Below are 11,996 nucleotides of genomic sequence, written 5' to 3' on the forward strand. Positions count from 1 at the left end.
TGCGTTGACGTGATTCAAATGGATCCTGCAAGATGCGCTTAACTACCGTAGCGTATTCAGGAGCAGGACCCAGTTATGAGCCACATCATCCACCGCAGTTTGCGCACCACGCCCGCCGTGGCGAAAGGCGCACAAGGGGCGTACATCTTCGATGCACAGGGAAAACAGTATCTTGATGCCTGCGGTGGCGCTGCCGTTTCTTGCTTAGGGCACGCCCATCCTGATGTGCTGGCAGCGATGCATCGCCAGATCGATCAACTGGCCTATGCCCACACCAGCTTTTTCACCAGTGACACGGTCGAACAACTTGCTGAGCAGTTGACTCGCACCGCGCCGGGCGATCTTAACTATGCCTACTTCGTGTCTGGCGGTTCGGAAGCGGTTGAAACCGCGCTAAAACTGGCCCGTCAGTATTTTGTTGAGATCGGCCAACCGTCACGCACCAAATTTATCGCACGTAAGCAGAGCTATCACGGCAACACGCTGGGGGCGCTGGCGGTGGGCGGCAACGAATGGCGTCGTCGTCAGTTCGCGCCGCTTTTGATTGATGTGATTCGCGTGTCGGCCTGCAATGAGTATCGCGACCGTCGTGCGGACGAGAGCCAACAGCAATACACCACACGTCTGTTAAACGAAATGGAGCAGGCAATTCTGGATGCTGGCCCGGAAACGATCATTGGCTTCTGTGCAGAGACGGTGGTCGGTGCCACCACCGGCGCGACGCCACCCACGCCTGGCTATTTGAAAGGAGTGCGTTCGCTCTGCGACAAATACGGCATTTTGTACATCGCGGATGAGGTGATGTGCGGTATGGGACGCACCGGCACCCTGCACGCCTTTGAGCAAGACGACGTGATACCCGATTTGGTCACCATCGCCAAAGGGTTAGGGGGCGGATATCAACCCATTGGCGCCGTGCTGGCGAGCGAAAAGATTGTGTCAGCGCTGCAAGCGGGTAGCGGACTGTTCCAGCATGGTCACACTTATATTTGTCACGCCACCGCCGCGTCGGCTGCACTGGCCGTACAACAGGTGATTGAGCGCGATAACCTGTTAGATGCGGTGAAACAGCAGGGCGCATATCTGCAAAACGCACTGCGTGAGGTTTTGGGTGATTTACCGCACGTGGGTGATACACGCGGTCGTGGTTTATTCGCCGGGGTTGAACTGGTGCGCGACAAAGAGAGTAAAACCCCTTTTGATCCCGCATTGAAACTGCATGCGGCAATTAAGGCCAACTGCATGGCACGCGGATTGCTGGTTTATCCGATGGGCGGAACGATTGACGGACAATATGGTGACCATATTCTGATCGCACCTCCGTTTATTATCACCCCAAGCCAGCTCGATTTTGTGGTCGATACCCTGAGCGTGGTGATTCGTGAAGAGACCAGCAAATTATGATTAACCGCTTACCGCCTTTGGCGGAACACCAGTGGGACGATCAGCAACGTCCACTGGCGCAAGAGATCATCAATGGGCCGCGCGGTGCGCTGTTGCCCCCGTTTGAACCACTGTTGCGCAGTCCTGAGTTGATGGCACACGCGCAGCGCATGGGGGAATATTTGCGCTACCGCAGTGCGCTCGGCCAGCGTTTATCGGAACTGGCGATTTTGATGACGGCGCGCCACTGGTCGCAGCCGGTGGAGTGGGCGATACATGCACCGATTGCCCGTGAAAAAGGCATTTCAGCCGCAGCGGTAGAGGCGATTAACGCAAAACAGCTGCCGGAAGATTTACAGCCGGATGAGTGGGTGATTTACCACTTCTGCCAGCAACTGCACCAGCAGCAAAAAGTCAGTGACGCCACCTGGCAGCAAGCCATCGATTTATGGGGCGAAAAAGGGGTGGTGGATCTGATCGGCATTAACGGTTATTACAGTTTTCTCTCGATGATAATGAATGGCGCGCAGACGCCAGTACCCGACACGCAGGATCATATTATTCCTGCGTAAGCTCTCGGTTTAATAAGGCGTACCTGCTACGCCTTATTTTTAAATGAATTAACTCCCTGATACCCATGAATTTATTCGCGGGTGACATTCACTGCATGCTGTTCCACTGACGCTGAGGGTTATTATGTCTGCATTTTTCTCAAAATTAAAAGTTACGTTAGCACTGGTGGCCTGTTCTGCCAGTTTTGTTGCCATGGCACAGGATAAATTAACCGTCGGTGTGGATACCGCCTTTGTTCCCTTTGAATTTAAACAGGGCGATAAATATGTCGGCTTTGATATCGATCTGTGGGATGCCATCGCGAAAAAGATGAAAGTCAGTTACGAATTACGCCCAATGGATTTCGGCGGTTTAATTCCTGGACTGCAATCACGTAATCTGGATGTCGCTATGGCAGGCATTACCATTACGGATGCCCGTAAGCAGGTAGTAGATTTCAGCGACGGCTATTATGATGCCGACTTATTAATGGCGGTTAAAAGTGGTGATAACAGCATCACGAAATTCAGCGATTTGGCTGGAAAAAAAGTGGGGCTGAAGCAGGGTACAGCTGCGGCCAGCTTTATGAAGAGCAAATATAAAGCGAACTACGTTGAATTCCCGAATATCGATAACGCCTATCTTGACCTGCAGGCGGGTAACCTTGACGCGGTGGTGCATGACTCACCTAACGTGCTCTATTACGTGAAAACAGCGGGTGATGGCAAGGTGAAATCCACCGGTGAAACCGATAGCATTCTGCCGCAGCAGTATGGTTTTGCCATGCAGAAAAACAGCAGCCTGACGCCGAAAGTCAATGCTGCACTGCAGGCGCTGCGCGCTGACGGTACTTATAGCAAGATCTACGTGAAGTGGTTTAATAAACAGCCAAAATAATCCTGCCAGGTCGGAGCAATCCGACCTCGTGAGGTATCCTGAACAGAAGTGAATGATAACAATATGAAAAAACTCGCAATTCGTGGTTCCGCTTTCGCTGTGGGTCAGCAATTGGGTGAATTTGGCCGCACGGCCTGGCATCACAAGCTGACGCAAACGGCGCTGTGGCAAACCGTTATCGCCATGAAAGATGCGCCACAGACCGTCAACATGCGCCAGCAGGTTGAGGCGCAGTATCCACTCATCTGGCAAGAGTTGGTCGGGCTGGCTGAAGGTTTGCAGGCACCGATTGATGAGGTGTTTGCCTGGAACTGTCGTGGCGATCTGGTACGTTCCACCTCGGATGGCTGTACCACGGTGGCGGGGAAAGGCGCCAATGGCGAGTTGATTATCGCGCACAATGAAGACGGTTTCCCGCAACTGCGTGATGACTGTGCCATTGTCAGCATCACGCCTGATGCTGGACTTGCCTTCACCAGTTTTGCCTATCCGGGTTCGATCTGCGGTCACACCGTTGCGGTCAACGAGAAGGGAGCGGTGAACACGGTCAATAATATTCGTGCGCTGCACCGTCCTGATGGCATGCCGCGCCAGATTCTGGCGCGCGCAGCGCTCAATGCGACCACCCTGGACGAGGCGATTGCCATTCTCACCACCGAACCGCGTGCCGGGGCATTCCATCATACGCTGGGACAAATGGGCGATAGCCGCCTGTTCAGTGTTGAAGCGACGGGGTCAGGATGTTCCGTGATGCCGTTGACCGGGATATTTGCCCATGCCAACCATCTTATCCATCCGCAACTGGCTGCAGTGGAGCAGGTGATTACCGCAAGCTCAGGTTCACGCCAGCAACGTTTAATTGAGTGGCAAGAGACGCAAACGCAGCTTGATGGTGTTGCAGCGAAAGCAATTCTGTCTGACCAGCATGATGCCGTGCTGCCGATTTATCGGCTCTCGCCGCAGGACCCCGATGATGAGAATACGCTGGCGACCGCCCTATTTACGCTGCATGCTGAACAGGTTGACTGGCAGATATTTACCCTGGATCGCGATGAGCCAGAATTAAATGGCACGATTTCCTAAATATTAATCTGCGTTATTGTGAACCCGGTCACCCTGGCCGGGCGTTATTCAAATTAATCCCACTATATACCCTTCATACTTCAAGTTGCAGGTGCGTTGGCTACGTGCATTCACCTCAGTCACTTACTTCAGTAAGCTCCAGAGGATTCATGCACTTGCCGCCTTCCTGAATCTCGAATTATTTTGGGTATAGTCGTTAAACATTCCGATTATGGTGGGGTATTCACATGAATAGAAATAAAAAAGCCGTACGCAGCGGTTTAGCCACAAACATAACCATGGCATTATCCTTAGCTGTTTTTTCACTGGCGGGGAGCGCTATGGCAAATGCCGCGGAACATCATCAAACAGCATTAGTGGGAACCTGGACGTCGATTCCTGATGCGCCTTTAGAGCAAAAACCGGATCATCCCAGCGAAGGCTTATATCGCCTGAAAGTAAACAGTGACGGCACCTTGACGCCTGTTGATGTAATCAAAATGAAAAGTCCGTCATGGATTGTGAAATCACACGATGGTCGTTTTGCCTACACCACCAATGAAGAGAATGCCGGGGCCGTTACTGCACTGAGTATTGCCAAAGACGGAAAGGTGCAGGTGCTAAATGTGGTGGATAGCCACGGCCAGCAGCCAACCCATGCCACCATTAGCCCAGACGGTAAATTCCTGTTTGTGGCGAACTATTCGGTGGCGAAGGGCGGTGCGGGGGTGTCAGTGTTCCCGATTCATCACGATGGCAAACTGGGCGAGCAAGTACAGCATTTCCCGTTTGATCACGGAACCGGTGCGGTTAAAGGGCGTCAGGATGGCGGTCATGCGCACTCCACCACCTTTACCCATGATGGTAAGGTGCTCTACGCGGCCGATCTCGGTGGAGATAAGTTGCACGCTTACCGTTATCACGCCGATAAGGCCCAGCCGCTGGAAGCGGATAGCGCCCGCGATGTGACTTTCACTGCCGGGTCCGGGCCGCGTCATATGGTGTTTGCCCCGAACGGTAAGCATGCGTATGTGACCACCGAAATGGCCGGTGAAATGGTGGTGTTTACGGTTAAGGACGATCGTCTGGAACCGGCTGCTCATATTAAGCTGAACAGCGAAAACAGCAGTGCTGAATATCGCAGCGGTGGGGGAATTATTCTCAGCCCAAACGGTAAATATATTATCGCGGCCAATCGTGGCTCTGATAATAAATTGCTGGTGTTTAAAATTGAGGCGGATGGCATGCCAGGCAAACCGGTGAGTTATCAGGTCAACGGCATTGAACCCCGCGCCTTTGCTTTTGATGGCAGCGGAAAATATCTCTATGTGACCAATGTGTTTACTAACAATATTTCCCTGTTCCATTTCAATGAGAATAGCGGTGAGTTAAAAGCAGCTGGCGATGCGGCGAAAATCTCCACGCCAACGGATATTAAGTTTTTTAATTGATGGGAGGTGCGCAGAAATGCGCACCGAAATAACGGAAGTTAACGCCGTCTATGCCAGCCAGCAATTATTTATCCTGAGCAACCTTGCTCAGGGTATTTTCCAGCGAGGCTCCGAACATCTGCCCATGCGTCAGTCCCGGATAAAGCTGATAGCGTGCCGCAATGCCGTTTGAGGCCATGCGATTGACGGTCGAACGCACCGCACGCAGCACGTCGGGTTCGGCGGTATTGCTGTCACGACGGCGATCGCCGTTCCCTTCCATCAGCGTCAGATCTTTTGCTTGAGTCTGGTCCGGCTCCAGCCCCTGCATTTGACTCAGCAATGAAAAATAGCCCTGACCGATGGAAGGGCTGGTGGCGTAGAAACGCGTGAAGAAGTGCGACGAGAGATAACTGTCCAGCACAAACAACCCCCCGTATGAGTGGCCCCACAACGCGCGCTGTTTAGTGTTAATCGCTAAACCCTGCTCCACTGCGGGGGCGATCTGCTGCTCCAGCAGAGTGCGGAACGCCACGCTGCCGCCACCGGTTCGACCTCGGCTAAAGGTATACCCGGCCTCGCCGTGCTCTTTATCGGGCGGCGTGTAATCAAAGGTACGAGACTTCACATCAAACGGCAGTGTGGTTTGATAGCCTACCACCACTAACACTGGCGGATTATCCGTTGACAGTTTTTCCAGCAGCGGCTCCTGCAGTTTATCCATTACCGCATTGCCATCCAGCATATAGATCACCGGATAGCCTGCTGGCGGCGGGGCTTTGTCAGGCAGGCCGATCCAGACTTTGTAGTGTCGCATGCCATCGGCAGAGTCGAACATGCGGGTAGAAAAATGGTAAAAGGCCGAGCCTTTATCGGCAATGTTGGGTCCGAGTGGGGTCATATCCGGGCGAGCGTATAAACTGCTGCTAATGAATAAGAGCAGCAATGTTAAAGGCCGAAAAACAGTTAAAAATCGCAGGTACATTGAGATCCTAAATGCGGGTTAAAGGGTGCGCACGCTTACGCACCTTACAAAGGGATCGGTCACCTAATGGCGATGACCGTCGATGTTCCAATCAGAAATGCATGCCCAGTTCCATATAGTACGTCCTTCCTGACTCGTTATAGGTATTGGCGCCTGCACCCCACAAATAAGCCCCGGTGGTAGCATTGCCGGTGCTTTGCGCATTGCCTTCACGGAAGTGACGTTTATCGAACAGATTATCGATACCTGCCGTGACATCGAGATACTTGGTCACGCTATATGTGGCGCTCATGCCGACCAGCGCATAAGGGGAAACCTGGCGCGTTTCACTACCTGAAGTGGCTTCGCCTTTGTAGTTGAGCTTCTTGGGTTTCTGACGACCATACCAGGTCAGCGTGCCCTGCACGGACAGATCGTTGGTTGCCTGCCAGTCCAGCGTGGAGTTAATGGTATATTTCGGGATGATCGACAGATAATCGCCCGTGGTTTTATTCTCGTTATCGATGATGTAGGTGAAGTTGTTCTTCATGGATAACGCATCGCTGATAGGGAAATTCAGCGTACCTTCCAGACCTTGTACCACGGCTTTCGGCACATTCTCCCACTTATAAACATCGGAAGTGCCGTTGTTGTATTCGGGGTTATAACCGCCTTCAATTTTGTCGTGATAGTCATTGCGATACCAGGTCAATCCGGCCTGAATATCATCATGGTGGTACTCAATACCAATCTCTTTATTGACGCTGGTTTCTGCCTTCAAATCGCTGTTACCTTGCAAATAACAGTAGCTGGCACTGGCATAGCAGCCCTGGCCTTTACTGAACAGCAGGTAGTTGGGATTGGTTTGATACAGATTAGGGGCTTTCCAGGCTCGTGCGATGCCGAGTTTCAGCGTGAAGTCATCACCAAGTTCTTGCGACAGATTCAGTGCTGGGCTCCAGTTGCTGCCACTGATGCTCTGATGATTGAAACGAATGCCCGGTGTCAGGCGTGTGGAGTCGGTGAGTTCGATATTGTCTTCGGTGTAGATACCATAAATATCGGCGGAGCTGTAAAGATTGCGGCCATCACTGGATATACCGTTCACTGCACCACCGGCAGTGGTGGTTTCTGTATTGGAGGCTGGATCGCGCATTGCCTGATGATTCAGTTCCGCACCGAACGTCAGCGTCTGACTCACCCAGGCATCAAGCGGAATGTTGACCTCTGAGTGCAGGTTAGTGTCATACAGCGTAATCGTGGAGAAGCCTTCATCGGACGCGTTGAAGATCCCGGCAATCCCCCCCGACAATCCTTCATTGAGTCGGGTATTGCGCGTTTTCTCAAACTGCACATAGTTGTTGGTGGTCACGCCGTCATCCCAGGCACCGGTATATTTCAGGCTCAGGGTTTGGCGATAAAGCACATTGGTCTCTTTGCCGTAATACTTTTGTACTAACGCATTGGTATTGGTGTTTTGGGTATCACCTGCATATAGGTTGCCCTGACGACTAAAACCGGCATCCAGTTCCAGCGCCTGACGTGGCATAAATTCCCAGCGCAGGGCAGAGTGGATATCTTTATTAATAAACCCCTCTCGCCCGGCAGGATAACTGCCGGCATAAGCCCCGATGCGCTGAGTGGTATGGCTTTCGTTAATATCCTGCGCATCGGCCTGGGTTTTATTCCAGTTGCCGTATAGCCGTAATGTAAGATTATCGGCCAGTGCGCCGCTGAGGCTGGCGTTATAACGCTTGGTGGCTCCTTCATCTTTATGTTCTGGCGCATTGAAGTAGGTATTGAAATTACCATGCCATTCATCGGTGGCGGGCTTAGTGATAATATTGACCACGCCACCCATCGCGCCATTGCCATAGAGCGCTGCCGCTGGACCGCGAATGACTTCGATACGATCAATCATCTCCGGCGGCACCCAGTTGGTATCCCCACGGGTGTCACGCTCATCGCTCCAGCCATAGCGTACTGAATTACGGCTGCTGACCGGCATGCCATCAATTAAAATCAGGGTGTTTTCCGGCCCCATGCCGCGAATATCAATCTGACGATTGTTACCTCGCTGACCACTGTTCGAATTACCGGTCAAATTCACCCCCGGTTGGGTGCGAATAATTTCCGCGACATCACGCTGAATCGGGTGCTTTTTAATCGCCGAGCTGTCAATGGTGGAGACGCCAGGTGCCTGTAATGTTTGCTCTCGGGCGGTTACCACCATGGTGTTATCGCTTGTGCTTTTCTTATCCGAAATAGTCAGTGCTTTCTGCTGACCTGACGCATTGGGTGTGGGTTCAGTAATCGGGTTTTCATCGGCCTGAACCGCAGGAATGAAGAGTGCTGCTGTGATGAATGTGCTCAGCAGAGAACGGGCGTAGTGAGGCTTTGCCATGGTATTCAACCACTTCCTTGTAGAGGAGAAAAAGTGGAAACACCTTAGTGAGAATGATTATTAGTTTCAACTTAGTGCTTACACTTTGGCAGCATATTTTGGAAATGGACTGATGCTCAGAATATTCTTGGTCGCGAAGGTGATTCTTCATTAACACCTTCGGTGGAGAGGAGAGTTTAGTGAATGGGGCACAAGAATATGTGCCCCAGCATGACAATCAATCTTTTAAGCGACGTCTCGCCGCCGGGCACGCTGCGAAAACAGCAGCCACACGCCAATTGAACTGGCGATCAGCACCCAACCCATCTGACTGATGACCGCTTCCATCACGCCATCCAGTGCGGGTGAAAGCAGGATATTCAATTGCAACACCGTCGAGACCTCGTAACACCCAATGGCGAAGGCCACGATGATCGACAGTGAGGAGATGGCGATGGTGTAATTAACGCTGCGCAGCGGATCAAACTGCGACCAGCGGTACAGCTTCAACATCATCACGCCGTCGGTCGTGTCGATCAACATCATGCCTGCGGTAAACAACAGTGGCATTAGCATGATGTGTAGCATAGCCTCACCGCCTGCGGCGTGGTTGGCGGACATGCCAAAAATCGCCACTTCGGTCGCCGTATCAAAGCCGATGCCGAACAGAAAACCGATCAGGAACAAGTGATGACTCTTGCTCACCATGCGGAACAGCGGCGCGCACAGTCGGGTCAATACCCCATGATGATGACCTTCATCGGGCTGCAACGCGGTATGGCCCTGCAGTAGCCACTGGCGTTTTTTAAAGCATTGCCACAGGGTCCGGCTGTTGGCCCAGGCGAGCAGCAGTAAAAAAGCGCCTGAGATCAGCGTGCTGACCATGCCGCCAATCTCTTTCACACCGGGAAACATCTGCTGCAACGGTTGAGTGGTTAAGGCAAAGATCAGACAGGCAACCAACACCACTGAGGCATGGCCTAGTGAAAACCACATGCCTGCGGTAAAAGGGCTTTTGCCTTCATTACTTAACTTGCGCGTGGCATTGTCGATGGCGGCGATGTGGTCGGCGTCAACGGCATGCCGCAAACCAAACAGGTAGGCAAGCAGCGCCACGCTTAAAGCAGCGGGTGAGTGTTGAAAAGTGACCAGGGCGGTCCCGATCACCAGCAGATTAAACAGCAGCGCACCGCCAATCACCGCACCGCCTTTTTGCTTGTTACTCAGCACTTTCATGCAAGCTCCTTCATCAGCTCAGGGCGGCAAACACGCTCAGGGGTTCAATAACGGGCTGCGCGTCGTGATGATGATCATGGTGGTGGTGGTGTTCATGATGGTGTGGATGGTCGGGTGGGCATGCCGCGGCGGCTAACTCTACCGGGCTGCCGTGTGGGGTGTTGAGGAATGCCTGACGCCACTGATCTTCACGCATCAACAGTTCCGACACCGTGATCAACTGGTGTTGTGACAGCATTTTTTCCAGACAGCTCAACCATTGGCGATAGTAGGCGGTGTGCGCGCTTTCATCGCTGCGCTGTGGGGCCGTGCGGATCTCGCTGGCAAATTGTTCTACCCATTGCGGCCAACTAAAATAACCGCGCTGTGACAGGGCAACAGCAATCACAAAAGCATCCGCTTCCCAGGGCTGGGCAAAGGCCGGATCGGCTTCGCTGACTTGAGCAATGATGGCGTTTAATTCATCCATGTGGCGCATCCTCGATTTTGCCCTGAATATAATCGGCCCAGACGCTGAGATGGACGCTGAAATTCTCATGGGTTTCCCCCCACAACTCGCTGGCGCTGAATTTGACCAGATAAACGTATTGCGGCTTTTCCTGCTGTTCGGCGACCAGTGTGTCAGGGAAAACACAGGCGCCGTAATTCTCAACAATCACTCCTTTCTTACCGCGCGCGTAGCGGGGCAGACGGGTATGACTCAGCGGATTCAAGTTGTGCGTCATGATGGTATCGCCAGGCTGGTATTCAGGCGCGACCTCGACCGGGCGATGATAGTTAGGAGGGGTGGTAATTAAATCAAGATAACCCTGTGGGGTATATGTATTCATCTTGTGTCCTCAGGCGGAGAGTTCGGCGAGACGCTGTTGTAATTCCTGCTCGGTGAAGACACCGGTCTTACACATTAATTGTTCAATCGCGAACAGCCAGTGTTCGTAATAACTGGATTGCAGATATTCCGTCACCGTCATCTTCTCTATCTCGTAACGAAAATCATCAAGCACGATTTTTCCGCTCATAAAAAACACCAGCGTGGTGGCGAAAATATCTTTTTCCCAATCGCTGTGAAAATTAGGTTCGTCTGCTTCAATGTCTATTGGGCCTAAATTCTGCATGCCGCCGCAATCATGGATATTATTCATGGCTATGCTCCGTTTAAAGAAGACGCGTACCAATCATTGAATCGCGCGTGACCCGCGCGGCCAGTTCGGTTTCGTTTAACCCTTCGCAGTCGGCGGGTGGTTCCGGCAGCACGAAATATCGAATCTCGGCGTTGCTGTCCCACACGCGAATCTCTTTGTTGGCGGGAATATCGGTGCCGAATTCGGCCAGTACGCCGCGCGGATCGATCACCACGCGTGAACGATAGGGCGTTGATTTAAACCAGATCGGCGGCAGGCCGAGTACCGGCCAGGGATAACAAGAGCAGAGCGTACACACCACCACGTTATGCACGCTGGCAGTGTTCTCCAGCACATGCAGGGTGGCACCTTCGAAACCGGAGAAACCTAATTCATTCACGGCATCGCGGCCATTAGCCAGCAGGCGGGCCTTAAATTCGGGATCGCGCCAGGCTTTGGCGACCACCTGCGCACCGTTGCGTGGGCCGACTTTGGTCTCAAAATAGTCCACGATAGTATCCGTCACCTCCTGGCTCAGAAACCCTTTTTCTGCCAACAGCGACTGGATAGCCCGAATTTTCAATGCGGCATCAGCGGGTAATACCGAATGGTCCGACATAGCGACTCCTCAATATTTAAGTGAGTGGAAAAACAGCCAGCGCTAATGACGTTAACTAATTTGATAATTAACTCTTTGTTGATATTGCCATCTGCTGTGTTATATCGGACAGGTGTGGTGGCTCACTCTCTTTGCACTTAAATAGTGCTGATTGCTATTTTGAAGTGCATTTATCCAGGTGGGGTTAATATTGGTCGTGAAATTAAAGTGTGCAAAAAGATGTAGGGTGCGGCCTTCGGACTGACTTTAGCTTAAATATCATTGCAAACCTTAAATCTGGCCCACTTATTGCTAATCTAAATTACAAGCCCCAGTGTCGTGGCTCTTTTCTCGCACTTTGCAGACAACG

The 11,996-nt window shown here is 52.2% G+C and carries 12 protein-coding genes; 5 read left to right on the top strand and 7 right to left on the bottom strand.

The features are described 5' to 3' along the window. Window positions 1-75: 75 nt before the first annotated feature. The 5 genes from ACPUC8_RS19225 to ACPUC8_RS19245 all read left to right on the top strand — a co-directional run bounded on the left by ACPUC8_RS19225 (window position 76) and on the right by ACPUC8_RS19245 (window position 5,345). Window positions 76-1,404 (top strand): aspartate aminotransferase family protein, encoded by a 1,329-nt coding sequence (locus tag ACPUC8_RS19225; protein WP_494927065.1) that lies wholly within the window; start codon window positions 76-78, stop codon window positions 1,402-1,404. Further along, entirely contained in the window at window positions 1,401-1,955 is a 555-nt protein-coding gene (locus ACPUC8_RS19230; protein ID WP_197063323.1) for a carboxymuconolactone decarboxylase family protein, read from the top strand. Before ACPUC8_RS19225 ends, ACPUC8_RS19230 begins: the two co-directional genes overlap by 4 nt. A 124-nt stretch (window positions 1,956-2,079) precedes the next feature. Then, complete coding sequence (gene glnH, locus ACPUC8_RS19235; RefSeq protein ID WP_494927066.1) at window positions 2,080-2,832, top strand: glutamine ABC transporter substrate-binding protein GlnH; 753 nt, start codon at window positions 2,080-2,082, stop codon at window positions 2,830-2,832. Window positions 2,833-2,895: 63 nt separating this feature from the next. Further along, window positions 2,896-3,915, top strand: a complete 1,020-nt coding sequence (locus ACPUC8_RS19240; RefSeq protein WP_494927067.1) for a C45 family autoproteolytic acyltransferase/hydrolase — start codon at window positions 2,896-2,898, stop codon at window positions 3,913-3,915. A gap of 320 nt (window positions 3,916-4,235) precedes the next feature. Continuing rightward, on the top strand, window positions 4,236-5,345 hold the full coding sequence (locus ACPUC8_RS19245; protein WP_494927068.1) for a lactonase family protein: 1,110 nt from the start codon (window positions 4,236-4,238) through the stop codon (window positions 5,343-5,345). Between the two features lie 64 nt (window positions 5,346-5,409). Here the strand turns inward: ACPUC8_RS19245 and ACPUC8_RS19250 are convergent, their stop codons facing one another. The 7 genes from ACPUC8_RS19250 to nthA all read right to left on the bottom strand — a co-directional run bounded on the left by ACPUC8_RS19250 (window position 5,410) and on the right by nthA (window position 11,647). Further along, window positions 5,410-6,309, bottom strand: a complete 900-nt coding sequence (locus ACPUC8_RS19250) for an alpha/beta hydrolase (protein ID WP_494927069.1) — start codon at window positions 6,307-6,309, stop codon at window positions 5,410-5,412. Window positions 6,310-6,400: 91 nt separating this feature from the next. After that, on the bottom strand, window positions 6,401-8,692 hold the full coding sequence (locus ACPUC8_RS19255) for a TonB-dependent siderophore receptor (protein ID WP_494927070.1): 2,292 nt from the start codon (window positions 8,690-8,692) through the stop codon (window positions 6,401-6,403). A gap of 225 nt (window positions 8,693-8,917) precedes the next feature. Further along, entirely contained in the window at window positions 8,918-9,907 is a 990-nt protein-coding gene (locus ACPUC8_RS19260; RefSeq protein WP_494927071.1) for a HoxN/HupN/NixA family nickel/cobalt transporter, read from the bottom strand. Between the two features lie 13 nt (window positions 9,908-9,920). Further along, the gene (locus ACPUC8_RS19265) at window positions 9,921-10,376 is read right to left on the bottom strand and encodes a nitrile hydratase accessory protein (protein WP_494927072.1); all 456 of its coding nucleotides are present in this window, start codon (window positions 10,374-10,376) and stop codon (window positions 9,921-9,923) included. Further along, complete coding sequence (locus ACPUC8_RS19270) at window positions 10,369-10,737, bottom strand: SH3-like domain-containing protein (RefSeq protein WP_494927073.1); 369 nt, start codon at window positions 10,735-10,737, stop codon at window positions 10,369-10,371. The genes ACPUC8_RS19265 and ACPUC8_RS19270 overlap by 8 nt, the downstream gene beginning before the upstream one ends. A gap of 9 nt (window positions 10,738-10,746) precedes the next feature. Beyond that, window positions 10,747-11,049 (bottom strand): SH3-like domain-containing protein, encoded by a 303-nt coding sequence (locus ACPUC8_RS19275; protein ID WP_052206269.1) that lies wholly within the window; start codon window positions 11,047-11,049, stop codon window positions 10,747-10,749. Window positions 11,050-11,062: 13 nt separating this feature from the next. Beyond that, window positions 11,063-11,647 carry a nitrile hydratase subunit alpha gene (nthA, locus tag ACPUC8_RS19280; RefSeq protein ID WP_494927074.1) on the bottom strand — a complete coding sequence of 195 codons (585 nt, stop codon included), beginning with the start codon at window positions 11,645-11,647 and terminating at the stop codon, window positions 11,063-11,065. Between the last annotated feature and the right edge of the window lie 349 nt (window positions 11,648-11,996).

This window comes from Pantoea sp. CFCC18177 (assembly GCF_059412425.1).